25 protein-coding genes and 1 tRNA gene are annotated in these 25,961 nt (G+C 43.5%); 17 read left to right on the top strand and 9 right to left on the bottom strand.

Features of this window, described 5'->3' with window-relative positions; genetic code table 11:
* The first annotated feature begins 1 nt into the window (after position 1).
* The 10 genes from DLM75_RS08310 to DLM75_RS08265 are packed head-to-tail and all read left to right on the top strand — an operon-like array spanning position 2 to position 8,384.
* A complete protein-coding gene (locus tag DLM75_RS08310; RefSeq protein WP_069607374.1) occupies positions 2–1,228 on the top strand; it encodes a type II secretion system F family protein in 1,227 nt (408 codons plus the stop codon).
* 21 nt (positions 1,229–1,249) lie between these two features.
* Complete coding sequence (gene gspG / locus DLM75_RS08305; protein ID WP_118968077.1) at positions 1,250–1,726, top strand: type II secretion system major pseudopilin GspG; 477 nt, start codon at positions 1,250–1,252, stop codon at positions 1,724–1,726.
* A gap of 21 nt (positions 1,727–1,747) precedes the next feature.
* Positions 1,748–2,320 carry a type II secretion system protein gene (locus tag DLM75_RS08300; protein ID WP_118968076.1) on the top strand — a complete coding sequence of 191 codons (573 nt, stop codon included), beginning with the start codon at positions 1,748–1,750 and terminating at the stop codon, positions 2,318–2,320.
* A complete protein-coding gene (locus tag DLM75_RS08295; RefSeq protein ID WP_118968075.1) occupies positions 2,295–2,843 on the top strand; it encodes a type II secretion system protein in 549 nt (182 codons plus the stop codon). The genes DLM75_RS08300 and DLM75_RS08295 overlap by 26 nt, the downstream gene beginning before the upstream one ends.
* 1 nt (position 2,844) lies before the next feature.
* Positions 2,845–3,489, top strand: a complete 645-nt coding sequence (locus DLM75_RS08290) for a type II secretion system protein GspJ (protein WP_118968074.1) — start codon at positions 2,845–2,847, stop codon at positions 3,487–3,489.
* Positions 3,452–4,621 carry a type II secretion system minor pseudopilin gene (locus DLM75_RS08285; protein WP_118968073.1) on the top strand — a complete coding sequence of 390 codons (1,170 nt, stop codon included), beginning with the start codon at positions 3,452–3,454 and terminating at the stop codon, positions 4,619–4,621. Before DLM75_RS08290 ends, DLM75_RS08285 begins: the two co-directional genes overlap by 38 nt.
* Positions 4,622–4,628: 7 nt before the next feature.
* Positions 4,629–6,254 (top strand): pilus assembly protein PilM, encoded by a 1,626-nt coding sequence (gene pilM / locus DLM75_RS08280; RefSeq protein ID WP_118968072.1) that lies wholly within the window; start codon positions 4,629–4,631, stop codon positions 6,252–6,254.
* A 7-nt stretch (positions 6,255–6,261) separates the two neighbouring features.
* Entirely contained in the window at positions 6,262–6,786 is a 525-nt protein-coding gene (locus DLM75_RS08275) for a hypothetical protein (protein WP_118968071.1), read from the top strand.
* Positions 6,783–7,697 (top strand): type II secretion system protein GspN, encoded by a 915-nt coding sequence (gene gspN, locus DLM75_RS08270; protein ID WP_118968070.1) that lies wholly within the window; start codon positions 6,783–6,785, stop codon positions 7,695–7,697. The genes DLM75_RS08275 and gspN overlap by 4 nt, the downstream gene beginning before the upstream one ends.
* Before the next feature lie 42 nt (positions 7,698–7,739).
* Positions 7,740–8,384: a D-Ala-D-Ala carboxypeptidase family metallohydrolase gene (locus tag DLM75_RS08265; RefSeq protein ID WP_241547868.1), complete on the top strand. Its 645-nt coding sequence runs from the start codon at positions 7,740–7,742 to the stop codon at positions 8,382–8,384.
* Between the two features lie 23 nt (positions 8,385–8,407).
* Here DLM75_RS08265 and DLM75_RS08260 read toward each other — a convergent pair whose 3' ends face one another.
* Positions 8,408–8,983, bottom strand: a complete 576-nt coding sequence (locus tag DLM75_RS08260; RefSeq protein ID WP_118968069.1) for a TetR/AcrR family transcriptional regulator — start codon at positions 8,981–8,983, stop codon at positions 8,408–8,410.
* Positions 8,984–9,208: 225 nt separating this feature from the next.
* Between DLM75_RS08260 and DLM75_RS08255 the strand changes: the two genes are divergently transcribed.
* Complete coding sequence (locus tag DLM75_RS08255) at positions 9,209–9,433, top strand: tautomerase family protein (protein ID WP_118968068.1); 225 nt, start codon at positions 9,209–9,211, stop codon at positions 9,431–9,433.
* A gap of 24 nt (positions 9,434–9,457) precedes the next feature.
* Positions 9,458–10,525 (top strand): zinc-dependent alcohol dehydrogenase, encoded by a 1,068-nt coding sequence (locus tag DLM75_RS24410; protein ID WP_167731739.1) that lies wholly within the window; start codon positions 9,458–9,460, stop codon positions 10,523–10,525.
* A 408-nt stretch (positions 10,526–10,933) separates the two neighbouring features.
* On the opposite strand, the gene DLM75_RS08240 is transcribed toward DLM75_RS24410, so the two are convergent.
* The gene (locus DLM75_RS08240) at positions 10,934–14,533 is read right to left on the bottom strand and encodes a vitamin B12-dependent ribonucleotide reductase (protein WP_118968067.1); all 3,600 of its coding nucleotides are present in this window, start codon (positions 14,531–14,533) and stop codon (positions 10,934–10,936) included.
* Positions 14,534–14,743: 210 nt separating this feature from the next.
* Between DLM75_RS08240 and DLM75_RS08235 the strand changes: the two genes are divergently transcribed.
* Positions 14,744–14,819 (top strand) — tRNA-Asn (locus tag DLM75_RS08235).
* A 509-nt stretch (positions 14,820–15,328) separates the two neighbouring features.
* Here the strand turns inward: DLM75_RS08235 and DLM75_RS08230 are convergent.
* From DLM75_RS08230 to DLM75_RS08205, 6 genes are all read right to left on the bottom strand, one after another.
* Entirely contained in the window at positions 15,329–16,249 is a 921-nt protein-coding gene (locus tag DLM75_RS08230) for a c-type cytochrome (RefSeq protein ID WP_118968066.1), read from the bottom strand.
* Positions 16,250–16,484: 235 nt separating this feature from the next.
* Positions 16,485–17,060: a hypothetical protein gene (locus tag DLM75_RS08225; RefSeq protein ID WP_118968065.1), complete on the bottom strand. Its 576-nt coding sequence runs from the start codon at positions 17,058–17,060 to the stop codon at positions 16,485–16,487.
* 108 nt (positions 17,061–17,168) lie between these two features.
* The gene (locus tag DLM75_RS08220; protein ID WP_118968064.1) at positions 17,169–17,462 is read right to left on the bottom strand and encodes an exodeoxyribonuclease VII small subunit; all 294 of its coding nucleotides are present in this window, start codon (positions 17,460–17,462) and stop codon (positions 17,169–17,171) included.
* 1 nt (position 17,463) lies between these two features.
* A complete protein-coding gene (xseA, locus tag DLM75_RS08215) occupies positions 17,464–18,732 on the bottom strand; it encodes an exodeoxyribonuclease VII large subunit (protein WP_118968063.1) in 1,269 nt (422 codons plus the stop codon).
* Between the two features lie 5 nt (positions 18,733–18,737).
* Positions 18,738–19,871: an AI-2E family transporter gene (locus DLM75_RS08210; protein ID WP_118968062.1), complete on the bottom strand. Its 1,134-nt coding sequence runs from the start codon at positions 19,869–19,871 to the stop codon at positions 18,738–18,740.
* Positions 19,872–19,874: 3 nt separating this feature from the next.
* On the bottom strand, positions 19,875–20,363 hold the full coding sequence (locus DLM75_RS08205) for a hypothetical protein (RefSeq protein ID WP_429945449.1): 489 nt from the start codon (positions 20,361–20,363) through the stop codon (positions 19,875–19,877).
* Positions 20,364–20,387: 24 nt separating this feature from the next.
* On the opposite strand from DLM75_RS08205, the gene DLM75_RS08200 reads away from it, so the two are divergent.
* Entirely contained in the window at positions 20,388–21,032 is a 645-nt protein-coding gene (locus DLM75_RS08200) for a DedA family protein (RefSeq protein WP_118968060.1), read from the top strand.
* A gap of 668 nt (positions 21,033–21,700) precedes the next feature.
* On the opposite strand, the gene DLM75_RS08190 is transcribed toward DLM75_RS08200, so the two are convergent.
* Entirely contained in the window at positions 21,701–23,260 is a 1,560-nt protein-coding gene (locus DLM75_RS08190; protein WP_118968058.1) for a phosphatase domain-containing protein, read from the bottom strand.
* A 151-nt stretch (positions 23,261–23,411) separates the two neighbouring features.
* Between DLM75_RS08190 and DLM75_RS08185 the strand changes: the two genes are divergently transcribed.
* The 3 genes from DLM75_RS08185 to pth are packed head-to-tail and all read left to right on the top strand — an operon-like array spanning position 23,412 to position 25,824.
* Complete coding sequence (locus DLM75_RS08185) at positions 23,412–23,723, top strand: Smr/MutS family protein (RefSeq protein ID WP_118968057.1); 312 nt, start codon at positions 23,412–23,414, stop codon at positions 23,721–23,723.
* Positions 23,720–25,264, top strand: a complete 1,545-nt coding sequence (gene cimA / locus DLM75_RS08180) for a (R)-citramalate synthase CimA (protein WP_118968056.1) — start codon at positions 23,720–23,722, stop codon at positions 25,262–25,264. The genes DLM75_RS08185 and cimA overlap by 4 nt, the downstream gene beginning before the upstream one ends.
* Positions 25,252–25,824 (top strand): aminoacyl-tRNA hydrolase, encoded by a 573-nt coding sequence (gene pth / locus DLM75_RS08175; RefSeq protein WP_118968055.1) that lies wholly within the window; start codon positions 25,252–25,254, stop codon positions 25,822–25,824. The genes cimA and pth overlap by 13 nt, the downstream gene beginning before the upstream one ends.
* Positions 25,825–25,961: the final 137 nt, after the last annotated feature.

The following is a 25,961-nucleotide window of genomic DNA, read 5'->3' as shown; positions in this document are numbered from 1 at the left end:
AATGGCAATTTATTCTTACGTAGCATTTAACAAAAAAGGAAAAGAAGAAAAGGGAATCATCGACGCGGCTTCCCTCCAGGCGGCTCGTTCTAAATTAAAAAACAAGGGACTCTACGTTCGCAACATTTCCGAAGATTCCGAAAAAAAAGACCGGGAACTTTTTCCGTTCTTAGCCAAATATTTTTATAGAATTCCTCGCAAAGAGGTCGGGCTTTTTTCAAGACAACTCGCGACCTTGCTCGGAGCGGGAATTCCTCTCGACAAATCCTTGGCGAGCATAGTAGAACAAACCGATAATCAGAATTTTAGAAAAGTTTTAACGGGGATGCAAGCCAACATCACCGAAGGTTCTTCCTTATCCGAAGCGATGAAGAAACATCCGGATGTATTTCCGAGCCAGTTTCCTTCTCTCGTCGCGGTAGGAGAAAAAACGGGAGATTACGAAGCGACCTTAACTCGACTCGCGGAATTGGAAGAGAAGTCGAGCGAGCTCAAAGCGAAAGTCCAAGTCGCGATGGTCTATCCCTTTATCATGGGTTCGCTTTCCATCTTTGTAACGATCTTTTTATTGACCGTGGTAATTCCTCAGATTCAAGAATTGTTTTTGCAGTTCGACGCAAAACTTCCTTTAATCACTCGAATCGTCATTGGAGTTTCCGATATTCTCATAGGATTTTGGTGGCTTCTTCTCGCGTTGGGTTTTGGTGGAATCGTCGGCTTTATCTATTATAAAAATACCCCCCAAGGAAAACGAAACTGGGACGAGTTTATTCTCAAGGTTCCGATTTTGGGTTCTTTGGCTCGTAAGGTTTTAGTCAGTAGTTTTGCGAGAAACATCGGTATTCTTTTGAGCAATCGAGTTCCCTTGATCACAACTCTTTCCATCGTTGAACGTATTGTGGATCATTCCATCTTCGGGGAAGAAATCAAAAACGCGGTCGATAGAATCAAGGAAGGAGAAAAACTTTCAGCTTCCTTTAGCGGATCGGTAATTCTTCCTCAGATGGTGATCGGTATGATTGCAGCCGGAGAGGTTTCGGACCGGGTTCCGGAAATGATGAACAAACTCGCGGATATTTACGATACCGAAGTGGATACTGCGATTAAAACGATGACACAATCCATGGAACCGCTCATGATTGTGGTAATGGGTCTTCTCATTGGAACGATTATGGCCTCGATCATGGTCCCAATGTACAACTTGACGCAGCAACTTCAAAATATATAATTTAGAATAAGGAGAATTCAATTGAATCTGTCCAAATTAAAAAGAAAATACAGAAAAGGTCTCACACTGATAGAACTCGCTGTTGTCGTGATCATCTTAGGAGCGCTCATCGCTTTGGTTTATTCCAACTTTCGTCCGGGTGAAATCAGCGACGATACCGCGGCTCTAAAACTTAAGAAAGACGCATACGAATTACAATCTCATCTGGAAAGATACGCACAGAGATACGGCTCTTATCCGAGCGACGAACAAGGATTAGAGGCTCTTGTTGAAAAACCGACGACCGGAGAAGTGCCTGAGGATTGGAAACCGATCCTGAGTAAAAAAGGGGCGATCAACGATCCTTGGGGAACTTCTTATAAGCTCAAAAGAGACTCCGGTGGTGACGTTCAATTATTTACCTTAGGTAAAGATAAAAAAGAGGGCGGAGAAGGCAAAAATGCTGACTTCAACATTCTCAACGAAGACGAATATCCATCCGACTTCCGCAGAAAATAAACTTCCTTCTCCTTTCCGGTTATGAAAATAAGAAATATCCGGAAAGGATTTACCCTGATCGAGTTGATCGTGGTGATCGCGATCCTCGCGGGGTTAATTAGTATTCTTGCAACTACCGCCGCAAATTTCATCGTTCCCTCTAGTTCGGACGCGGCACAAACCCTCAAACAAGCGGCTGAATTTTGTTATCGCAAATCGATTCTTACGAACACGACCATGGTTTTGGAATTGGATATTGAAAACGACACGTACACCGTAAAAAAACTCGTTCGAGACGAAGGCGGCCTCAAAGAAGTATTGGTTTTTAAACCGCAAAAACTTCCATACAATTCCGAAATCATAGATATCACCGACATTCGAGGTTTTCGATATACAAAGGGAATCGTAAAGGTTCCCTTTACTTACCTAGGCATCGCCGCGGATTACAGCATTCACTTGGGAAACGATCCGTCCATTTATCGAACTTTGATCATCTATCGTTACGGAGGAAAGGTTACCGTTCTGGAAGGGGAACAATTTCACACTTCTTCCAACCTCTCAAACGATAAAAATTGGAAAGAACAACAGGATGAAAACGAACAACAGCAACCTTAAATTCTTCTCCAAATGGAAACGGATCCGGAATTCTTTTCGAAAGGGTTTCAACCTAATCGAAGTTTCCATAGCGCTCGCGTTAGCCGGAATTGCGATGACATATACGTATATGGTCATCTCCAATGGGATCAGACAACAAAGACTCGCGGCTGTGATGTCAAACGCGGTTCATCTCGCAAAGATCAAGATGGCTCAGATCGATTCCGTTTCGGTTCTTCAATCCGACAATACGACCGGAGAAATTCCGGGTTATCCGGGTTATAGTTTTAAAACACAGATCGGGGAAGAGGATATGGATCTTCTCAAACTCGCGGGTAAGGAAGGTAAAAAACCGGAAGACCTGTTAGGTGGAAGAGATTCCGAGATGAACAAACTGATTATGCGAAGATCCGGTCAAGCGAATCAAGGGGCCTCCACGGCAGGGATCATCCGAGTTTTTAGAATTAAGGTTACGATCAATTATCCTGCGGGAAGTGGAACGGAATCTTATACTGCGGAAACATTCAAATCGGCTCAGTATTGATATGAAAAAGAACCGTTTCAAATTCTACCGCAATGGATTCACGTTGATCGAAATTTCGATCGTAGTGATGATTTTGGGCGTGATCTTCACAGGAATTTTCTCCACGTATTATACTGCTTTGAAAATTTCCAGAGAATCGTCTTCTCCGGGCGGAGCTTCCAAAAGAGACATTCTACTCGCAATGGAAAATGTTCGTAGTACGATTTCTATGGCTTACTTTCATCAAACACAAAGAAGATTGATCTTTGTTGGAAAAAACGACGGGAGAGGAATCGATCGAAAAGACCGTTTGGACTTTGCCGCGACCCATCCCAACTCGGAAGAAACCTCGATGCCCGAAGTCAGAGAAGTCGGATTTTATCTCAAACCCATGCCGGAACAACCGGATTATAATTTTCTGATTCGAAGAGAAGACGAGATGGTGGATCGTTATCCGAAATCGGGCGGAACCGAATACACTCTCCTCAGTCACGTCAAAAGTTTTCAATTAAAGTATTCCAGGACAGGCGCAAAATGGGAAGACGAATGGGATTCCAAGCTCACTAAGGTTCTACCGAGACTCATTCGAATCGAAATGATCGTAAATTCCGGCAAAAAGGAGGTCCGCTATGAAACCCTCGCGTTTCCGGGAATTCTTTTTAAATAATAAAATCAGAATATTCTTAAATACCTTCGAGTCTAAAGAATCCAGAACTTATCTCGCGCGTAAAACTCTGCGCAAATCCAGGGAAGGATTTATGGTAGTCATTCTCGTGATGGCGATCGGAACGGCTTCCTTTTATACGGCTACCGAATTCGGAGAACGCGCCCTCGGAGAACGTAGGATTGCACAGGCGGACGCGGACGGATTCAGAGCGCTTTTGCTTGCAAAAGCGGGTTTTCAAGGTGCGTTAGGCGCTCTTAAAAAGATTCCGGAAGAATATCTCTACAAAAGTGGGATCGCGCTCAATCCGCCTCCGCTTCCGATGGGCGGAGGAACGATCTACTATAAGATCAGCTCCGAAGACGGAAAGATCAATCTCAACACACTTCTCAATCCGGATGATAACCAACAAAACCTGCGCGCTGTGGAAATGGTTTCCCGTCTTTTCGATAAACTCGGAATCAAAAGGGAAAAGATCTTTCCGATCTTTGATTGGATGGATACGGATCTTCAGGAAACCGGAGGGGGCGCCGAGGACGGATACTATTCTTCCTTAAAACCTCCAAGAAAAAATAAGAATTCATTTATGTATTCCGTTTCCGAACTCGTTTCCGTAAAAGGTTTCGATCGGGAACTCGTCTATGGCTCCTTAAAACCTGCGGACTATGCCGAAAAGTATTCGAATGCATTCCAATCCGAAGAGGAAAAAGCCCTGATTGGAGACAGCGACTTCGTTTTGGCTAATAATATCACTGCTTACATCCCTTCCGGTCAAAACTCAGACGATAGAATCAACTTGAACGCCGCGCCTTATTTTGTTTTGATGTCTTTATCCGATTTTATGACCAAACAGGCCGCGATGCGTATTCTTAAATTCAAATTGGAGCAGGGCGGTTTTATCAAAGAGCTGAAGGACATTGAGAAATTCCAGGAATTTCAGATTCCAACAGCGGGCGGGCTCACTCTTTATAAAGAACTCGCCGGCGAAGGGACGGATGTTTCCGGCGGAAGGGTCAAGACCAAAGGTGAAATTTTTAGAATAGTTGCAGTGGGGCAGGTCGGAAAAACGATTCGAAGAATCACCGGGATTTTCGATCTAACCAACAGTACTATGCTCTATTATATGGAAGACTAAAAGTAAGATGTTTATTTACGATCAATTTCTTGCAATCGATTACGGAACCAGCACGATCAAAGGAGTTCTCTTCCAAAAAGTTCTGGGTAAACTGAGTATTCTTCGTTCCGAGATCATGAGTATCTCTCACGGAGAAGAAGAGGAATATCGCCACAACATTCTTCGTTTTATCAACTCTTACTTTCCAGGAGAAACAAGCATTGTTCTCAATCTTCCGCTCGACCGCTTATTTGTAAGAGAACTACACATTCCACTCACAACCGTCAAAGCGATTCGAGAAGTCATTCCGTTTGAAGTGGAAAATAGAATTCCGTTTCCTATGGAAACCGTAGAAGTCACGGGAAGTATTTGGAGAATCGATCAGGAAAAGTCCGACGTGATCGCGTATTGTGCTCACCACTCGGAACTCGACTTCATCACATTTCCTTTTTTGGATACGAATATCGTTTTCCGCGGCCTCTTCGTAGATTCGGTAAGTTTGTCTACGGTCATCTCCGAACATACAAACAAAGAGATCACTTATAAGAATTGTGCACAAGCCGACATCGGCGGAAGAGTTACGATCCTCAACATTCTCTCCGAAGGAAAAGTGGCTCATACGAGATATATTTCGATGGGAGGAGACACTCTCACGGAACAGATCGCTTCCGATTTAAAAATTCCTTATGAGAAAGCGGAGGCGATCAAACTTTCTCTCCAGTTCGAACCTTTCTCCGGGGAAGACGACGGCTTAAATCTATTCGCAAAAGAATTCAAACTCAAAGTCGCCGATATTAAAAAATCCTTTCAGAGCGTTTCGAAATTCGCTGAAAAACTTTCCTCCGAAATTAATAGAAGTATCGTCTCCATGAACGAAACGGAAAGGCCGGAAGTTTTATATCTTTCCGGCGGAGGAAGTAAGATCCGAGGAATCGAATCCGTTTTTGGAGAATCCCTTGGATTGATTACGAGAAGATATGATTTTCTTTCTTTGGACGGAGATACATTTTCGACTTGTTTCGGTATGGGTTACCATTTCGGTTTAGCAAAAAAAGATAAAATCGATTTCATAAACACTCCACACGTTAAACGAATCAATAAGAATATTCTAAACTTCGATCAATTTCTTCCACATTTGATCTTTTCAGGAGTTTCCCTATTTATCTTGATCACCGTTTTTTTTGTCGGAATCGTGATCGACAAAAGAAAGTTAAGCGCGAGCGAAAAACTTCTTGCCGAAAAATTCCAAAGAGGTTTCGGACGATCCGCTCCGGAAGATGTGGATATTTTAGAATACGCTACAAAACTCAAAAACGACGAGAAGAAAAAGACCGAAATCTACAGACTCTACTTAAGTAAACCGAGTATTCTTGATATTCTTTTTGAACTTTCAATGAACTTTCCCGCTTCCGATATGCAACCATTTCAGTTGGATCAATTCGACTACGATCAAGACCTCGTAAAAATCGGAGGAAGAGTAAACGAGTTTAGCGAGATCGGGGTCGTGCAGAGATCTTTGGAAAAATCACCGATGTTCAAGGACATCGAAGTAACGAATAAAAGAATGATGCAGGGAATCAAAACGTATAAGGTTTCGTTTACGATCACGATGAAGGTTGTGAATAAGCCCGTCGGCGCGGAGGAATCTTTTTAAGATCATTATGCTCGAAAAATTAGAACCAAGAGAAAGACTGATCGTCCTCGGTGGAATCGGCGCGATCCTTTTACTGATCGTATTTTTAGCGATCCAAAAGATCGTAAGTATTCGCCAAGGTTTGACGGAAAGAGTTCAAGATTCAAGAACCGCTCCGGTAAAACTGGATAAGATCATCCAAGAATACAATGACTTTCGTTCTTTGGATTCTTCCGGAGGAGATTCGGACGTCAGTGCGATCTATGCAAAACTCGACGAAATTTTCGTGAGATACGGATTGAAAGAAAAGATCTCAACGATGAAAGACTCGTACGCGATCGAAGATAAAAAATACAAACGAACTACGATCGATATCAATTTTAGATCCGTAACCCTCGATAATATATTTCGATTCGTATATGATATAGAAAAAAACAAAATGATCAACGCGAGGGTCGAATATCTCAACTTTAGAAAACCGTTTCAGGGGAAGGAAGTTTATGACGTTAACCTGAAATTGTCGAGTTATAGTCGAGAAGGCAATAAACGATGAAAAAAGAAGAAGAATTTCAGGAAGAAACAGCCCTTACTCCGGAGGAGGAAGAATTCTTAACTCTGGAACTTCAAGAAGAGGAGGAAGAGTCGGCGCCTCGATTCTCCCTCAAACAAAAACTCTATTTGATCGCAACGGGTGTCGGCTCTTTTCTGATTTTTACGATTCTCCTTTTTCCACTCGACGAAATCATTCGAAGTTCCTTGAATACTTCCTCCACAAAAACGGGAACGATTATTAATTTTCGGGATCTGAGTATTTCACTCTTGGGAAATGTAACTCTGGACACTTTGGAGATTACGACACCGTCCAATCTTAAAATCAAAGCCGAAGAAACGGTTCTAAAAACCTCGCTCTTCGGACTGATGAAACGTAAGTTTGACGGAAAATTCAAACTCATCTCCTTGAAAATCGATACGGAGAACGGACCGTTTGCAAAGATTCCTCGGATCGAAGGTCAGGGAAAATTTGAAAATTTGGATGCGGGAATTGCAAGAATGGGCGGTGACCTGGATCTAGAAATTCCTGCAGGTTCTTCCGGTATGATCATGGAACTTCCCGAAATTCCATTACTCGGAGAACTCAAAAATGTTACGATAAAGAAATTCTTAACCAAGATCAATCTCCAAGGAGGGAATCTAATCTTTAAAGATTTTACCTTGGACACGTCGATCGCTCGTTTTGATATTACCGGAAACATTCGTCTTTCTGAAAGTATTCAATTCTCGCAACTCAACCTTAAAATCTGTCTGGAATTGGACCGTAACTTCGCATTAGAAAGACAGGATATCGAAGATATGCTTACTGTCTTGAGTAAACAAAGTAATGAGAAGTGCATTCCATTGATGGGAACAATCGGAAAGCCGGAAGCGAAGATTCCTGGATTGAGCGGCCCTCCGTCCGCTCCATAAAGGAGTTATTTTATAAAGGATTGTATTTGAATCCGGAATGAAATGTCCAAAACGGATTTTGAAATTTTTACGATTCTTCGTTCTATATCCTCCTCTATCGATGTCATGAACAAGCTCGTCCTCATGAGAATTGTTATTTTTATCCCGTTGTTTTTCTGTTCTTTCTGCGATTTCCAACCTCATACAGCTCCTTCGAAAGAAAAGTGGAACGAATTTAGGAAACTTCCGGGAAATCAAAAGAAAATCATTGCCTTGGAAACATTTCTTCGAGAACACAAAGTCTTGAATGTAGTTCCCTTGGAACAACTATTGAGACAGGGCACGGATTGGAGACAAACGAAAAGCCAACCTTTTGCGATTCCGCCGAAAGCTCTGTGGCCAAACATCCTACCGACTTTAAGGGTGATTCGCGATTTGATAGTTCCCCAGATCGGTCCGGTTACGGTGGTTTCTAGTTTTCGAGAAGAAGATTATAATGAAAAAGCGGGCGGTGCAAAATCGAGCCGGCATCTTTATTTTTCCGCCCTAGATATGATCCCCGATCGCGAAATCGATCACGCTCATTTCAAGAATCGGCTTTTAAAACTTTGGGAAAAAGATGGAGCCGAACGAAAGATCGGACTCGGATTGTATTCTCGAAACCGATTTCATATAGACACGAACGGTTTTCGAAAGTGGGAAAAGTAAAAGCTTCTTCCGATCGATCGAAACTAACGTTTTACGGTTACTCCTGCGATTATCAATTCAACGATTGTATCATAGGGTTCTGAAGAAGATAAACCTCGGGCTAATAACAAGCCGCCTTCCAATGCGGCCAAAAGACCAAGTCCGACGGCTTTCGCTTCCTTTGTCTTTAAACCGGCATTTGTTAGAGTAGATTCAATCGCCTGGCTCCAGCGAGTGAAGGCGTTTGCTACCGCTTCTCTTACTACAGGCGGCTGCGAATGACCTTCTATAGCTGTGGCCGCGACGGGGCAACCGACTTGCCATTTGGAATTTTCAGGAGTTTGTCTAAAAACGGAAGCGATCTTTCGAATGACTTCGGCTACGTTTCTTCCATTTCTACCGGCTCGAATGATACCTGCTTCGGCAAGAATTGTCGCTTCTTCGATGGCTAAGCAGATCAGCTCGTCTTTTCCACCGGGAAAATGATGATAAATCGAACCTCTGGAAGTTTCCGCGACCGAAACAATTTCCATGAGTCCCGTTGCGGCAACTCCCTTTGCTTGAATCAGCTTACGAGCGGCCGTAATCATTTCTTTCTTCGTTCGGGATATTTTTTCCATCGATTCTTCCTCAAATTAGAACTCCGTAAAGATTCCTGATTCTTAGATCGGAAGTCCAAAAATTAGACAATTTATCATAATTATTATAATCGTCTCTTTTTCAATCTCTAAATTATTTGATAGTATAGCGAACTTTAATACATTTTATTTCAATCTCCGTAAAAAATTTTCTTGATAATTATGACGATCATCATAATATTAAATTCTGTAAAAAGGAGGATTTTTATGCCCTTAGTTCAAATTTTTGTCCCAGCGGGATCCTTGTCGGCGGAGATGAAGAATGATATGATTCAGAAAGTGACCGACGCAGTCGTAGAAGCGGAAGGAAAACCGATCGTTCGCCGATACACCTGGGTCCATATTAACGAGGTTCCCGATGGAGGCTGGGGAATGTCCGGAAAAGTAGTCACGTTAGACGCAATGAAACAATCCACGGAAACTACAAAATAAAATTCAATCTAAAAGGAAACCAGGATGAACCGAGCTCTTACATACTTTTCACCGGGGAAGTTGGATTGGAGGGAATCGCCCGAACCTACCTTGTTACATCCGGAAGACGCAATCGTCCGTCCTGTTGCCTCGTCCACTTGTGATCTGGATATAATGATCATTCAAGGAAAAACACCTTTTAAAGGACCTTTTGAGATCGGACACGAATGTATCGGCGAGATTATCGAAGTAGGAGAAGGTGTTCGAAGTTTCTATAAGGGTCAGCTAGTCGTTGTTAGCTGGCATCTTTCTTGCGGTCAATGTCATCGATGTCGAAAAGGATTGATGAACACTTGTGCTTCGTTTCCTCAAGGCGCGATGTTCGGTATGTCCGTAGGAGGAAAGTGGGGCGGTTTTTTTTCCGATCTCGTTCGTGTGCCGAATGCGGATGCTACGTTATTCGCCTTGCCCGCGAGTCTCAATCCTTCACACGTCGCAAGCCTAAGCGATAACATTCCTTTCGGCTACGAATTGACTGTACCACATCTTCTAAACAACCCAGGAGCCGATGTGTTGATTATGGGTGGCACCGGTTCCATCGGACTGTTTGCCGCGGCTTACGCGCGCGCAGCGGGGGCAGGGGCCGTCGACTACGTGGACACAAACAAAACAAGATTGGAAATCGCCGAAAAACTCGGAGCCAATCCGATAGAAAGTTCACCAAGACAAAGAATTGGAAAACGTCCCGGCAGATATCCGATTACAGTCGATACGAGCGCCTCGCAAGAAGGTCTTTTGTGTGCGATTCGTTCTACAGAACCGGAAGGTTATTGTTCGAGCGTAGGAGGGCATTTCAGCGATATTGCATTCCCTATGTTGGATATGTATGCAAAGGGTTTGCACTTTTATACCGGGCGCGGCTTGGGCAGAATCAATTTTGCAGCTGCTACCGACTTTATTACGAGTGGAAAAGTCAAACCGGAGATCATCGTAACGGAGGAAAGGCCGTTCGACGATGCTCCGGCTGTATTGAGTGATCCTTCGATGAAACCGGTATTAGTTCGTCCCAGCATTTTCACCGATGTATACCGACCTAAAATTGAAGTTCAGTGAATCGATAAGAAATATCACTGATGCGTTTGAAACCCAAGATCGATCGAATCGGTGCTAGTACTTAAAAAGCAAATCGATCCTACCGCTTTCGTTAGGGACTTCATTCGCTCGAAACGCATCGAGGCAAACTTTGAACTTTTTCATTCAGAATTGAGAGAGGCACGGATATGGAAGGATTCGAATTTTTTTAAAAGAAATCCCAGTTAAATAAAAAGCTGATACAAGAATCGGATTGCGATGCGAGGACACGATTTACATCTCGAAATCAAAATGCTTTTTGGACTCCTTAAATAAAAACACTTCATAAAAAAGAAAAGGTCTGAATGAAAATTCATCCAGACCTTTTTTTCACCCGATATCAAATCAATAATATCGAGATCTTTTATCTTTTCTTTTAGAAACTTTGAATCAAGAACATCCAGTGGTAGATCCGCAGGACATACATTTCAGACAAGACCCGTTTCTCACCATTTCAAACGATCCACATTCGGAGCAAGAATCTCCGGTATAGCCCTTGATCTTCGCGAGTTTTACTTCTTCCAAAAGCGCAAGTCCCGTTGGAGCAGAAGTTCTTTCCTTGGAAATCATCTGAGAATAGGAAATGGTTTCCACTTCTTTCTTCGGAGGAGCTTCCGCAACCGCGGTGTTCGTAACCGTTTCTTTTTCACGTACGTTCGATTCTGCGGTAGCTCTTTTAGAACCGATCTCGTCTCCTCTCAGATCTTCCGGCGCAACTTGTCCGAGGTCGTATCTTCCGAGATAGGTAATCGCCAATTCTCTAAAGATATAATCGATTACGGAAGTGCTCATCTTGATATGTTTGTTTCCGGAAACGATTCCGTTCGGCTCGAATTTGAAGAATGTAAATGCATCCACATATTCTTCCAATGGAACCCCGTGTTGCAGACCTAAGGAAACTGAAATCGCAAACGCGTTCATCAAACTTCTAAACGCCGCTCCTTCCTTGTGCATATCGATAAAGATTTCTCCGATTTGACCGTCTTCGTATTCACCGGTTCTTAAATAAACCTTGTGACCGCCTACGATCGCTTTCTGAGTATAACCCGCTCTTCTGCTCGGAAGTTTTCTTCTGTGAGAGATATACTTCGTAATTACTTTCTCTGCGATTTGAACCGGATCTCTGGAGATCATCGCTTCTCTGACTTCGTCTTGTTCTTCGATTTCAATTCCATTGAGGAGTTCGAGTACGGAATTGAGAGGTTGAGAAAGTTTCGATCCGTCTCTGTAAAGAGCGTTTGCTTTGATCATCATCTTCCAGGAAAGGAAGTAGGCGTTTTTGACGTCTTCTACAACTGCGTCTTCAGGAAGGTTGATCGTTTTAGAGATCGCGCCGCTGATAAAAGGTTGTGCCGCCGCCATCGTACGAATATGGGATTCGTAGGAAAGGAATCTCTTTCCATACTTACCGCATTTGTTCGCACAATCGAACACCGGATAGTCTTTCTCTTTTAAGAAAGGGGCATTTTCGATCGTCATCGTTCCGCAGACATAATCGTTCGCTTTGTTGATATCGTCTTTGGAAAAACCGAGATATTCCAGAAGAGAAAAACCGGGAACATCGAAGATTTCTTTTGCGATTCCAAGATTCCGGGTCAAGAAGTCTTCTCCCAGATTGAACTTGTTGAACGCGAAATTGATATCGAAAGCGAGAGGAAGAGAGGCTTCCACCTTTTCGAGAATCTCGTTCGTGAAACCTTTTTCTTTCAGAGCTTGCGTGTTTACTACCGGAGCTCCGTTGAGAGTCGCATGACCTTTGCAATAGTTGACGATCGCTTCGATCTCGGAAGGAGAATAACCCAATTTCTTAAGACCATAAGGAACGGATTGATTGATGATCTTGAAATAACCGCCACCCGCGAGTTTTTTGAATTTCACCAACGCGAAGTCGGGCTCGATCCCGGTCGTATCACAATCCATCACAAGGCCGATCGTTCCAGTGGGAGCGATTACTGTCACCTGTGCGTTTCTATAACCGTGTTTTTCACCGAGAGCCAAAGCGAGATCAGAATCTTCTTGAGCCGCTTTCAGCATATAGGAAGGACAAAACGCCGGATTGATTCCAACGGGAGTGATCGTCAAACCTTCATAGTCACCGGAAGGAGCGTTGTAAGCCGCTCTTCTATGATTGCGAATCACACGAAGCATATGTTTTTTATTCTTCGCGTAGCCCGCAAACGGACCTTGTTCTTTCGCCATTTCGGCGGAAGTTGCATACGCAGTCATGTGCATGATAGAGGAAATCGCACCGGTAATCGCCATCGCTTCTTGGGAATCGTAAGGAATTCCAAGAATCATCAACACAGAACCGAGGTTTGCATAACCAAGACCGACGGTCCGGAATTTATAAGAGAGTTCTGCGATTTCTTTGGATGGAAACTGAGCCATTGTGATGGAGATCTCAAGAATGATCGTCCAGAGTTTGCAAAGATAACGAAAGCCTTCCACGTCGAAGTTTAAGGTTTCCAGATCTACGAACTTTTGTAAGTTCGCCGAAGCAAGGTTACAAGCCGTGTTATCTAAGAACATATATTCGGAGCAGGGGTTCGATGCGTTGATCGGTCCGTCCTCGGGACAAGTATGCCATTCGTTGATGGTGGTATGGTATTGTGTTCCAGGATCCGCGCTCGCCCAAGCCGCATAGGAAATTTTTTCCCAGAGTTCTCTTGCTCTAAGAGTTTCGGAAGGTTTCGGTTTGCGTCCTTCTGCTTTCGCTCTTTCTTTTTCCGTTCTGAAATACAAGTTCCAAGGTTGGTCTTGTTCTACTGCGGTCATAAACTCATTCGTAAGACGGACAGAGTTGTTGCTATTTTGACCGGAAACGGTATTGTAAGCGTCGGACTGCCAATCGGTTGTGAGTTCTTCAAAAAGAATTTCTTTGTAACCTTGTTTAGCGAGATCGATCACACGCTTGATGTAGTTATCGGGAATTAAAACTTTCTTTGCTTCTACGATCGTTTTCTTGAGAGAAGAATTTTTCTTCGGATCAAAACGATCTTCACCTTCCATCTCGTAACAAGCGGAAATGATCGCGTTGAGATGACGGTTATTCAACATCGAACCGGTTACCAGAGACGCGACTTTCTTTTCTTCGGTTACTTTCCAATCTACAAAACTTTCGATGTCCGGATGATCCACGTCGAGGCAAACCATCTTCGCCGCGCGACGGGTGGTTCCACCGGATTTGATCGCACCGGCGGCACGGTCTCCGATTTTTAAGAAACTCATCAAACCGGAGCTTTTTCCTCCACCGGAAAGCGGTTCGTTTTCACCTCTTAGGTTGGAGAAGTTGGTCCCCGTTCCGGAACCGTATTTAAAAAGACGAGCTTCCCGAACCCAAAGGTCCATGATTCCACCTTCGTTGACGAGATCGTCATCCACGCTTTGGATAAAACAAGCGTGTGGTTGGGGGTGTTCATACGCGGACGCAGACTTAACGAGTTTTCCGGTAGAAGGATCTACATAATAATGACCTTGGGATTTACCATCAATTCCATATGCCCAGTTCAACCCTGTGTTGAACCACTGAGGGGAATTGGGAGCCGCCATCTGAGTGGCGAGCATATACACTGTTTCATCATAGAAAACTTTTGCGCTTTCTTCATCGGAGAAGTATTTGTATTTGTATCCCCAATACGTCCAGCATCCCGCAAGCCTATGAAAGACTTCCAGCGCGCTGGTTTCACCGCCAAAACGATCTTCCGGCTTTAAAGATTCCAATTTTTCTGCATCAGGAATCGATTTTTGAAGCCATTCTGGAATCCCTTCCTCTTGTACTTTTTTCAAATACTTCGGAATTCCTTTTCGACGGAAGTATTTCTGCGCAAGAATATCAACAGCAACCTGAGACCAACCCTCAGGAACCTTGATGTCGTTTGCTTCGAAAACTTTAGATCCATCCGGATTGGAAATCTTGGAATTGCGTTTCGCCCAACGAATTTCGGACGATTCTCCACTTTTGGGGGCCGTAAAATGGCGGTTTAACTTCATAAATTTGCTCTCAGACTCCGTAAGACTAGTAAGAAGGGATTATGTCACTCTAAGAAAAAGGAAAAATGATCCAAAGCTTTTTTTGGCTCTCCTTTCGCCGAAGTTTCAAAATTTTTCCTACAAAAAGTTGTAAAAACGCGGCCCAATGCGACAAATTAAGGTTGCGTGCTTACCCCTTTTTGAAAATATAGGCCTAACTACCGAGGATACTCCCCTTTAGCTCAGTCGGTAGAGCAAGTGACTGTTAATCACTGGGTCGCTGGTTCGAGCCCAGCAGGGGGAGCCACCTTTCTATCTCCTCAGCCTAATATCGGTATTTTTCCCTTCTTTGGTTCTTCTTAGACGAAGATTCCAAGTTTTTAGTCCCAAAAAACTTCTCTTTTGTATAGTATTTTTATCGAAAGATAGGAATTTTCGTGCAATTCCGAAGGTCCGCTTTTTTCAGAAGTTCTTTCCAAGAGATATTAACTCGTAAGACGATTTCGATTCCGATTTTTTTGAATTCAATGAGAATCGATTGCTCACAAGTCCCTCCAAAAAACGAAAACTCGGAGCGTTGAAAGTAAAAGGAGAAGAATGGAAAACCTCTCGAGATCTGTTTCTCTTTTTTAGAATAAAAGAGAAGATCGTCTCATTTGCCCGGTCTTAATGAAAAAAATATTTAATTTTTAGAATATTCTAATTTTACAATTAACCATTCGAGACTAAATCTCGTTTTGTTCAAGTGAAAGGTGAGTTTGAAAAGGAAGATGGACCGGTGACTTGTCTACGGAAACAAGTCACCGGATTCTCATTTTAAGATTCGTTTTTTGCCGGTTTTAAGGATTTCAAAAATCGAAAAATAGCCTTCAATTCGGAATCATTCATATTCGCATACGAATCCCAAGGCATGTGACTGTGGGAAATCGATTTCCCTTGGCGAAAACGAGCCAAAAATTGTTTTTCAGTCCAGTTTGTGATTCGTCCCTCCGAGTGAGGTGTTAAATTGGGAGGCGTGAGAACTTCTTTTGTTGGATCCGGATCCACCATCGGAGCTCCTCCCGCAAACGGTTCTCCGATGTATTCGCCTATGATATTTCTTTTCGTATGACAGCCGCTACAGTTTGCGACGCTATTCGCAAGATATTCTCCATAAGCAATGCTTTCGTCCGCCTCGATGGATTTTAGAACCTCGCCTTTAGGACCAACGGGTTTTACGACAAATGCCTTCAATACCTTTCCGATCAGATTGAGTTCATGGGAGGCAACTTGATTCTTTATCGGTTTTAAACTTCGGAGAAAAGAAATGATCGCGGTTAGATCCTCATCGCTCGTATTGTGAAAGGGCATAAAATCAAAAATGACCGTATTGTCCGGATGAACACCATAACGAAGTGCCCGAGCGATTTCCGCATCGGAAAAACGACCGATCCCCGTCTCCGGATCCGGGGTAATATTAGGAGAATAGAATGTTCCAACCGGTAAAAAGAACTTTTTTCCACCGGACAAACTTGGTCGCGAGTTTGATATTGCGGATTCCGCTAAGTGACAATCCGCGCAGTGCGCGGCACCATAGGCAAGGCGTTCTCCCCGTGAGATTACACGCGGATCTTGGGAAGCCTTTACTTCGGGATATGGAGCTTCATACTTTAAATTTTGTCGAAAAACGGTCCCGAGCCCGATTCCGAAAATCAACAGCAAGAAAAAAAAACCAATCCACTTTATGACTTTTAACATCGTTCTCTTCCTCATTCTTTTTTGAATCTATTCAGAAAATGGAATCGTTCTTTTTTTAACGATTCTCAAATTTCTAATCCATTAAGACAAAGAAAGAATCAGAGTTTGCGTCTTTTTACCGATTTTCAAAGCATTGGAACGCGCAACCAGGCTCTTATCTATAATTCGATTCCTTCTATAAAAAAGAGAGTCATCTTAGAAAGAGCCAGTTTTTCGATTCGTGTTTTTTTGAATTCTATCTATCGGAAGCGAGTTTTTTACGGAAAAGAAAACCAAGTAGGAACGCCGCGAGAGAACCGATCAGCATTCCGTAACCGATAAAGACAAAGCTCAATTTGATCGCGGTGATCCGACCGGTGAATGTAGCGAGAGAATCCGATACGACGGGCCAAGCGGAAAGAAAATAAAACATAAGAGAATTTTCGATCCAATCGAACACGATAAAACCGAAGGGCATTACGTTTAACACGATAGGGAGTTTAAAACGAATCGCAGATCTCGTATAAAAAGCGCCGATCATCATACAGACGGCGATCGGAAGAAACATATCCAATACGTTTTGCCAGAAATACAAAGTGCGCCCTACGTCGCCATAGAATTCAAACACTTCGATTAATTCCTTCGATGTAAAGAAGGGACGAAAATCCATCTTTAGAGGAAGCTTTTGACCAGGAGAGGTAGGAATCATCTGCTCTAAAAACTGCATCGATCCCGAGATAAGAATGGAGGCGAGCGTATAAATAAAAATCTTCTTACCGGAAGAATGTTTTTTTATAAGTTCGCTAAAGGAGAATAAAAATTGAAAGTTCATAACACCTCTTTCAACTAAGTCGACTTAATTGAGCAAAGGTAAAGAACCGGCAATTTATTCTTTAGTCAAGAAATTTGTGATATTCTAAAAAAGAACGTTATGTGCGTTTTAGAACAGATCTTCGTCAGCGGTGGAGGTAGCGGATTTTGTTTCTGTCGAAGTTTTCGCTTCAGCACGAAACCCTGTTTTGACTGTTTTTTTGGATTCGTCCTTGGTAAGAGCTTCGATCTTTCCTTCGGCGGTATCTAAAATTGCCTGACAGATTTTTTTGAGTTCCATTCCACGTTCATACGCTTTGAGAGATTCTTCCAAACTGAAATCCTGTCTTTCCAATTTCTCCGCGATTTGTTCCAGTTCGAGGAGCGCATCTTCGAAGGTTATTTTAGATTTTGATTCTGCCATTTTATTTTCCTTTTCGGATCACTTGCATCGTTCCGCCGGCAAGCAATACTTGTAATTCTTCTTCCGGTTTGGTTTGTTCCGGAGAACTGATAATTTTTCCCTTCGTATTTCGTACGATGGAATAACCTCGTTTCATCGTGGAAACGGGGGAAAGATCTTCCACTTTAGAAGTCAAAAATTCCGCCCTTTGCTTTTTATGAGAAAGAATGTTTTGAATTCTCTGCGTGAGATTCGTATAACGTTCGATGCGAACCGTAGCGAGATCCATTTTGTTTCGGACCGCTTTTTGCAATCGAATTCCGATTTCATCCACCCTCTGACTTCTTGCGTTCAGAAGTTGCATCGGTTCTTTGAATATAAATTTTCCGGATAATAGACGCAAACGATCCTTACTAGAAGAAACCCTCGCGTTTAAGGACGATTTGAGCCTTCCCTCCAATTGGGAAAGGAACTGTAGAATATCCTCTTCTTTTGGGACCGCGTGTTCTGCGGCGGCCGTCGGAGTGGGAGTCGCAAAGTCGGCGGCAAAGTCGCTTAACAAAACGTCGGTCTGATGTCCTACGGCCGAAATGATCGGAACCCGGGAATTCGCGTATGCACGAACCACCTTCTCATCGTTAAACGCCATTAGATCCTCGAAACTTCCACCACCTCGTCCGGCGATGATCACGTCCACGTTCCAGTCGGGCCGATTCAATTCTTCGATGGCTCCCACGATCGAAAGGGGAGCATCCTCGCCCTGAACCACACAAGGCGCTATGAGAATATTGATTCCAGGAAATCGGGAACGCGCCACTTTGATGATATCTTCGATCGCGGCGCCGGAAGGAGAAGTCGCGATTCCAAGCGTTTTCGGAAAGGCCGGGATTCTTCTTTTTTTCTCAGGATCAAAAATTCCTTCCGCGGTCAGTTTTTGTTTGAGTCTTTCGATTTGGAGAAGAATATCACCTTGTCCCAATTCTTCCACTCGAGTTACGTTGAGATTGTAAGAACCTCCTGCCTCGTAAAGAGTGATCGTTCCGTAGACTTGGATTTCCTTTCCGTCGCTCAGCGGCTTTCCGCCGTAATTCTTATTGGAATAATTGAAAAAAGTACAACGAACCAAGGAGGTCGCGTCTTTTAGAGAAAAGTAGATATGGCCGGAATTGGCCTTACTGTAATTGGAAATTTCCCCTCGGACCCAGATGTTTTTTAGGTCTTTGGATCCGGTGATGAGATTTTTGAGAATCCTCGTGACTTCCGTGACGGAAAGAGGTTTGGAATCTTCCAATCAGATCACCGATGCCCCTTGTTCAGTATCAATTCTCTCCGATACAATCTCCAGAAATCCCAAAGAATGACGACTAACGTTACCGCAACGGGTCCGACGACGAGTCCCATGATTCCGAATTCCTTGATTCCGCCGATCAAAGATAAAAAGATAAGAAGAGGGTGAACTTGTAACTTTTTATCGAGCATTCTCGGTTTCACGAAATTCTCCAGAGCCAAATAGAAAAAGAGGCCGCTTCCCATAAAGAAGATCGCCATCATCGGGTTATTTTCCAAAAACAGAATATAGAGTCCGATCGGAAGCCAGACAACCGAAGTTCCTACCACGGGAATGATCGAAAAGAATGCGGCCAAACTTGCGTACAAGAACGGACTCGAAATCCCCGCGATCAAAAGAAGAATATATACCGCTGTTCCTTGTAGAATCGAAATGATCAGATTTCCTCGAATCACGGTTTGAACCGCCGATGTTACTTTTCTTCCGACTTGTTCTTCCAATTGTCTGGAAAAGGGAAGGTTATCCAAGATGAACCGCTCCACTTTTTTTCCGTCCTGATAAAGAAAGAAAAGCACAAGAAGGGCGAAGAAAAGATTCATCAGAATCCCAGTAGGCAATTCAATGTTCCCCAGGATAAAAGAGGAAGCGTTGCTTAAAATTCCGTAGATGCTGTCGAGATTCAAAATGTCAACGTAGTTCTCGGCAAATTCTCCGTAGATTTCGGGAACTTTCACCCAGAAAAATTCGTTGTCAGTGATAAAATCCGTAAGAATCGCGAAATTCATCAAGGTCTCGATCATCTTATCTTCGCTTAACGAAATTCTTAATTTGAATAGAATCGAAAGGGCTTCCTGAATGAGAGTACGAATCACGAAGTAAGAAGGAATGAGAACGAGCATCGCGACGAGCGTGGTCATTATCCAAGGAACCAACCACTGGAATCGTTCTCCGAGATATTCCTTGAGGAGTTTGTATTGCCTTCTTGTGGCGAGATAAAGAATCAAAGCCATTAAGGAGGAATAAAGATAAGGACGAAAGACGAGGAAGAAAACTCCTATTGCAAAGAGAAAAAGAATCGAGAAAAAAATAACAAACGTATATTTACCGGGCTCTGGGTTGAGTGGAACTGCAGGTTCGAGCATCGATTAACCGCCTGATTTTTTATAGAAGAGTTTGATTCTGCTTCCGTTATCCGCGGCTTCAATCTGAATCGTAACCACTTTTTTATTCTGGCTCTCCGCCATGATCACGGTTTTTTGATCCGTGATTTCCTCTTGAAGAACCTTCCAATATAAGGATTTGAAAATGGAGGAATAATAAACTTCCATCTGTTTTTTCTTAAACGCGTGCGTGAAAACGAGAAAGGACTCTTTCGTATCGAAATATCCTCGTTCCGATTTCAACTCCGTAGAATAAATCAAAGCCGATCCCTCCGGAACGAACTCAACGGGAAGCGATCTCGGATTTCGAACCGGATTGTATTGAAGAGTCAATTTATTATAACGATACAATTCCGTCTTCGAATCGGAGGAAAAGACGGCGTTGGGCGCAACCAAAGCACAGAAAAGGAAAAGAGCTAAAAAATAGAATCGAGTAGGGTTCACTTTTTTTACTTGAACCTTATCCGCCATCACTGACAATTCTTTTATTCATCCTTCATGACTTTTCAGGAAACACTGATTCAAATTCTTCACCGTTTTTCGGAAACCGATCCCGTATTCGTCTGGCTCTTTTTCGTATTCTCGAACTTTGCTGAAAATATTTTTCCGCCTTGGCCGGGTGATACGATCACCGTCTTTGGCGGCTTTTTGGTCGCAAGAAACTTAGAATCCTTTGGTTGGATCGCTCTTGTTTCGAGTACCTTTTTCGGAAACCTTTTGGGCGCCTGGGTCATGTATCGATTTGGAAATGTCTTTCTGCACTGGGTGAAAAAGAAAGATTTTCCGTTTAAGGATTCTCTCTATGACGAAGAATCCATCGAAAAAACGCTGGCGTGGTTTCATCGGAACGCGATCGCGGTGGTTTTGTTTAGTCGGTTTTCGGCGGGAATTCGATTTTTCGTTTCCATCGTGGCCGGAATGGTGAAGATGAATCCTCTCGTTTTTTTCGGATGTTTTTCGATCGCGGTTTTTCTTTGGTGTGGGATTCTTATTTTTTCCGGTTTCTATCTCGGCTCCCATTGGGAGGCCGTTCTTGGTTTTTTAGAAATCTATAATAGAATCATCGTTGGATTGCTGATTCTTTTTGCGATCGGTTTTTTCTGGTATCGAAGACGGAGAAAAATTGCGGATCGGAATTCTTAATCGAAGATCGTTTTTAGCCGAAGATCCAAAGATGACTTTTTGAGGAAAAAAAACTTCCCTCGGATTAATAAACAAAAGTCCACCGTAATCATTCTGCCGAACAACCTCATAGAACCATTCCTTTCGGAAAGATGATTTTTCGGAACAACGTTTCGCCTTTTAAGGAAAGGGATAACCTCACTCACAAGTTGGCTGAATCTGAAGAAGAATCTGTCGGAACTCCGACAATTCTACCGTAAAAGTCGCGCGCCCCACCCAAATTTTGGGTGGAGGGGTGGGTGGCGGAAAAAACCACGGTGGACTTTCCTATATCACAAAATTCTAATCTTGCAAGTCAAAAATCCCTTATAGGAATTCCTACAAAACCCTTGTCTCGGGACGATTCTCAATGTTTATCCCTCTAAATTTGTGGGCAAGGTTATCCGACGAAAGGAATCGTTGTTTCCGGAACCGAAAGGTGTGTGAACTATACCGTTTCCGAGCAAAAGAGAATGACGCGAAATTTGAACAAAATCGCGTTAGACTTCCTTCGCGCGAACTCAAAGACATATTAGAATTTTATAAAATGAAATTCTTTTTTTTTTGAGCAACTCTTTCTAAGAAAGCGACTTTTAAAAGAAGCCTTTTCTTCCTTTTTTGGAATCCAAAACGAGTTTGTAAAATTCTTCTTACGTGATTTCTTCCCGATCCAGCGCTCTTTTGAGTCCTTGGATGATCAGATCCTTTTCATCCTGATAATCACCCGGAAGTGTAAGATTCTGAATCCATTCCATCAAAGCGGGCGGGTCGATCACTTTTCCCTCCATCCATTCTCCCGCCATATCAGCGACGACTCGAAACACGGCGGACGTATCTAAGATTCCATTGTCTTGAAGAACCACTGCGAACCCCGGTGCGCCTTCGGTAAGAATGTATGGATGAATTTCCTTTTGTTTGAACGGATCGATTCCCGCAGGAAGGGCGCTTTGTACGTTCCAGTGCATTTCCTCTTCATCGGGTCCGTGCGTTGTTTTGTTGATAAGAACGAGCGCAACCGAATTTAGATCACCGTGAATTTTTCGATTTTCTGCACCGAGTTCGGCGATCGTTTTGGCGGCGTCTCTTGTGACCGCGTCCCTTCCTAAAAAGTTCAAACGATACAAGTAGTCTTCCAATTCTTTTCCGGCCATCTTTCCGGAAAGAATGTACTGATACAAAAGAAAGATCAGATAATCGCTTTCCGTATTGTCTCCGATCAAGACCTCTTTCGAATGAGTGGGGAGATACAAACGATCTCGAAGAAGAATCGTGAGTTTATAACTCATCTGATCAAACAAACTCTGAAACGAGGCTCCCGCGAATTTTCGGATTCTTTCCACCGAACCCAAAAGTCCGTCGGTGATAAACTTTGTAGGATGTGTAACGGAATCCCAAAACTTTTCAACGATTCCTTTGATCGTTCCTTCCAAATACTTGAGATGCAAGGATTCCGTATCGATCGAATGACTCCGAATCGTGGACAAAAGTGTTCTTCTAAAAAAATGAGGACTTGCGGAAATAAAACAGAGGGGTGAATCCTCGGTCGCGAGTCGAATTTCCCGATACAGTGCCGGCATTCCGGGAAGCGGAAGTTTTTGCTGCGGTGTTTCGAATAACGTGGAAAGTTTCCCTTTGTTGGAATGTATGTCCGTCGCGAGATACGTCTGGTCGATATCGGAAGTTGTCACATAGCCGCTGAAGTTTTCCGGAAGAATTCTTAGCTTTCCCTTTCCGATCAGTGAACTTCCGGATATTTCACTTTTCCCCTTTTGATTGAGATAGGCGATGTCCTTCGTAAACTGCCGGTAGGAATCCAATCTTTTAAAAAGAATTCGAAAGGAATATTTTCCAGGAGGAAGAGGTTTTGTAAATTCGTGAAAGAAAAACCCTCCGTCGTCTCCTTTGATCTCGGGAGATTGATGCACCAGATTCTCCGATTCATCCCAAATCTCCGCGACTAAAATCGGTTTTCGAACCGGCTCCAAACCGTAATCCAAAAAAGGAGTGATTTCCCGATCCTGACCTTCGAACAAACCGGTCAAAAGATCCCAGCGAGAATCGTCCCTCATTTCTTCCGTGATCCCAGCGTCGACAACCTGGCCCCGAATGTAATACCGATTCTCGCGCCCTAAGGTTCCCCCGCAGATCGCGATTCTTTTTTTATCGACTAACTTTGCCGTTTCCGCTTTGGAATCTGCTTCTTCGCTCACTGTTCTTTCGTCCGCCTCAGATTTGATAGATGGGATGGATGGAAAATTGTACCGAATCGCTCAGAGAGTGAAAGCATAAAAAATGAAATTCTTTGTTTTCTGTACTCCCGATCAAAAAAACACTGGTACGTAAGAAGTGAGTCCGGATCGTATGAAAAAAAATTCCGTAAAATCCGGCTATTCCGGAGCAAAAACGATCTATATCCGAAAGTTGCGGTTTGAAGAAGCCCAGGAAAAACTCGAACGGGAGATTCAAGAAGCCTTCTTGGCCGGAGAAACGTTCGTGGAAATCATTCATGGAATCGGAGAAGGGATTCTCAAAAAATTAACGGTCGATACGATTCGATCCCATGATTTTTTGAAAGAAGTGGACTATTCTCTGTACGGAATTTACAATCCGGGTTCCACTCTGGTCGAAGTATTAGGACCCGATAAGGACACTCTCAAAAGGTATCTCAAATGACAAAAAACACGCTGGAGATTTTGGACGTAACGTTGAGAGACGGAGAGCAAACCAGAGGAGTCAGCTTTTCGACTTCAGAAAAACTGAATATTGCGAAATTCTTATTACAAAAATTAAATGTAAATCGAGTCGAAATCGCCTCAGCCAGGGTTTCCAAGGGAGAATTCGAGACCGTTCAGAAGATCATCGAATGGGCTGAAACCGAAAAACTCACCGATCGAATCGAACTCCTCGGATTCGTAGACGGAAACAAAACCGTGGATTGGATCCGAGACAGCGGAGCCAAAGTGTTGAACCTTTTGACAAAGGGGTCTCTCCACCACTTAGAAAAACAGTTAAACAAAACTCCGAAAGAATTTTTCACCGACATCTCCTTTGTAATAGAATACGCAAGAAAGAACGGACTTCGTATCAACGTCTATCTCGAGGATTGGTCCAACGGATTTCGAAACAGTCCCGATTACGTTTTATCGCTTGTGGAACACTTGAGCAAGGAAAACATCGAAAGAATCTTTCTTCCTGACACGTTAGGCGTTCTTTCACCTGCAGAAACCTTCCGAGGCGTGGACACGCTGGTCCAAAAATATCCGAATCTTCATTTTGAATTTCACGGTCACAACGACTATGACCTTTCGGTAGCGAACAGTTTGGAAGCGATTCGCGCCGGCGCCAAAGGTTTACATGCATCGATCAACGGACTCGGAGAAAGAGCGGGCAATACTCCTCTGGAAGCCTTGATCACGGCGATCCACGATAAGTCAGAGTCAAAAACCCAGGTCAACGAACCCGCGATCACGGAGGCAAGTCGTCTCGTCGAAGTTTTTAGCGGTAAACGAATTGCCGCAAACAGACCGATCGTAGGTGAAGATGTCTTCACACAAACCGCTGGAGTTCACGCCGACGGGGACAAAAAAGGGAACCTCTACGCAAATCCGATTCTACCGGAACGATTCGGAAGAAAGAGAAGTTACGCGTTAGGCAAACTTGCAGGAAAAGCGAGTATCTCCGAAAACGTAAAACAATTGGGTATGGTATTAAGCGACGTGATCCTCCAAAAAGTTTTGGAACGGGTGATCGAACTCGGAGATCAAAACAAACTCGTAACTCCCGAAGACCTTCCGTTTATCATCGCGGACGTTTCCGGAAGAACCGGAGAAAAAGTAATCGCTATCAAATCTTGTAATATACATTCCGGAATCGGGATTCGTCCTCACGCACAGATCGAGATCGAATACCAAGGGAATGTGCACAAGGAAATTTCCGAAGGAGACGGAGGTTACGACGCTTTTATGAACGCGCTTACTAAGATCACAAATCGACTCGGGATCACTATTCCAAAACTCGTCGACTACGAAGTAAGAATTCCTCCCGGCGGAAAAACAGATGCGTTAGTCGAAACGATGATCACATGGAATAAATCCCAGGATTTAGAAGAAGACTTAACGTTCAAAACGATGGGAGTTCATCCCGATCAAACGATAGCCGCCGTGCACGCTACGGAAAAAATGCTCAATCAGATTCTTCAGCCATGGCAAACCTGAAACTTTTACTCGTTGGGATCGGGAATCCCGGTCAAAAATACGCCAACCACAGGCATAACATCGGTTTTGTGATCCTGGATTCTTTTTTGAATTCTTCTTCCGGAAGTTATCAAGAGAACTCCAAGTATTCCCTCGCACGGACCGACGAGGACGGAATTACGATCTTTTATCTAAAACCCCTGGAATTTATGAATCTTTCCGGAAAGGCAGTTGCGGAGATCGCAAAGAAGAATGGAATTCCTCCGGAAAATATTCTCGTGATTCACGACGAAATCGACTTCGAATTCGGGAAACTCAAACTCAAAGGCGGGGGCGGTCACGCCGGCCACAACGGACTCCGGGATATCGTGGAGAAACTGGGTTCCAATGCATTCTTTCGGCTTCGGTTCGGAGTGGGAAAACCCTCTGAAAGTTCGGAGGTTCCCAACCATGTACTTTCTAACTTTTCACCGGAAGAAAGGGAAAAAATTCCAGAGCTCGTAAAGGCTTCCTTGCAAAAAATCTCCGATTGGATCCGAGAAAGGAAAAACGGATTTCAGAAACTCTCCGATACTAAGTAGGACGGCCGAAGTCCAAATTCTTTCCATCGAAATCGAAAGAGTGGACCGTTCGCCTTTTCGTTCGTTGCAAGTTGGAATTCCCGGGAAAGAAGAGCCCCGAGGATCCGATTCAAAACGAAGGAATTCAATTTAAAACG

Source organism: Leptospira stimsonii (assembly GCF_003545885.1).
Lineage (GTDB): Bacteria > Spirochaetota > Leptospiria > Leptospirales > Leptospiraceae > Leptospira > Leptospira stimsonii.
This window is presented reverse-complemented; position numbering and strand designations above follow the sequence as displayed.

Excerpts from the sequence above, each read along its gene's own strand:
- DLM75_RS08290 (WP_118968074.1), top strand. The coding sequence starts at position 2,845 with ATGAAAAAGAACCGTTTCAAATTCTACCGCAATGGATTCACGTTGATC.
- DLM75_RS08275 (WP_118968071.1), top strand. The coding sequence starts at position 6,262 with ATGCTCGAAAAATTAGAACCAAGAGAAAGACTGATCGTCCTCGGTGGA.
- DLM75_RS08210 (WP_118968062.1), bottom strand. The coding sequence starts at position 19,871 with ATGCTCGAACCTGCAGTTCCACTCAACCCAGAGCCCGGTAAATATACG.
- pth (WP_118968055.1), top strand. The coding sequence starts at position 25,252 with ATGGCAAACCTGAAACTTTTACTCGTTGGGATCGGGAATCCCGGTCAA.
- DLM75_RS08240 (WP_118968067.1), bottom strand. The coding sequence starts at position 14,533 with ATGAAGTTAAACCGCCATTTTACGGCCCCCAAAAGTGGAGAATCGTCC.
- DLM75_RS08185 (WP_118968057.1), top strand. The coding sequence starts at position 23,412 with ATGAAAAAAAATTCCGTAAAATCCGGCTATTCCGGAGCAAAAACGATC.
- DLM75_RS08230 (WP_118968066.1), bottom strand. The coding sequence starts at position 16,249 with ATGTTAAAAGTCATAAAGTGGATTGGTTTTTTTTTCTTGCTGTTGATT.
- DLM75_RS08285 (WP_118968073.1), top strand. The coding sequence starts at position 3,452 with ATGAAACCCTCGCGTTTCCGGGAATTCTTTTTAAATAATAAAATCAGA.
- DLM75_RS08260 (WP_118968069.1), bottom strand. The coding sequence starts at position 8,983 with ATGGAAAAAATATCCCGAACGAAGAAAGAAATGATTACGGCCGCTCGT.
- pilM (WP_118968072.1), top strand. The coding sequence starts at position 4,629 with ATGTTTATTTACGATCAATTTCTTGCAATCGATTACGGAACCAGCACG.
- DLM75_RS08255 (WP_118968068.1), top strand. The coding sequence starts at position 9,209 with ATGCCCTTAGTTCAAATTTTTGTCCCAGCGGGATCCTTGTCGGCGGAG.
- DLM75_RS08300 (WP_118968076.1), top strand. The coding sequence starts at position 1,748 with ATGAAAATAAGAAATATCCGGAAAGGATTTACCCTGATCGAGTTGATC.
- DLM75_RS08200 (WP_118968060.1), top strand. The coding sequence starts at position 20,388 with ATGACTTTTCAGGAAACACTGATTCAAATTCTTCACCGTTTTTCGGAA.
- DLM75_RS08220 (WP_118968064.1), bottom strand. The coding sequence starts at position 17,462 with ATGGCAGAATCAAAATCTAAAATAACCTTCGAAGATGCGCTCCTCGAA.
- DLM75_RS24410 (WP_167731739.1), top strand. The coding sequence starts at position 9,458 with ATGAACCGAGCTCTTACATACTTTTCACCGGGGAAGTTGGATTGGAGG.
- DLM75_RS08310 (WP_069607374.1), top strand. The coding sequence starts at position 2 with ATGGCAATTTATTCTTACGTAGCATTTAACAAAAAAGGAAAAGAAGAA.
- DLM75_RS08225 (WP_118968065.1), bottom strand. The coding sequence starts at position 17,060 with ATGAACTTTCAATTTTTATTCTCCTTTAGCGAACTTATAAAAAAACAT.
- gspN (WP_118968070.1), top strand. The coding sequence starts at position 6,783 with ATGAAAAAAGAAGAAGAATTTCAGGAAGAAACAGCCCTTACTCCGGAG.
- cimA (WP_118968056.1), top strand. The coding sequence starts at position 23,720 with ATGACAAAAAACACGCTGGAGATTTTGGACGTAACGTTGAGAGACGGA.
- DLM75_RS08265 (WP_241547868.1), top strand. The coding sequence starts at position 7,740 with ATGTCCAAAACGGATTTTGAAATTTTTACGATTCTTCGTTCTATATCC.
- DLM75_RS08295 (WP_118968075.1), top strand. The coding sequence starts at position 2,295 with ATGAAAACGAACAACAGCAACCTTAAATTCTTCTCCAAATGGAAACGG.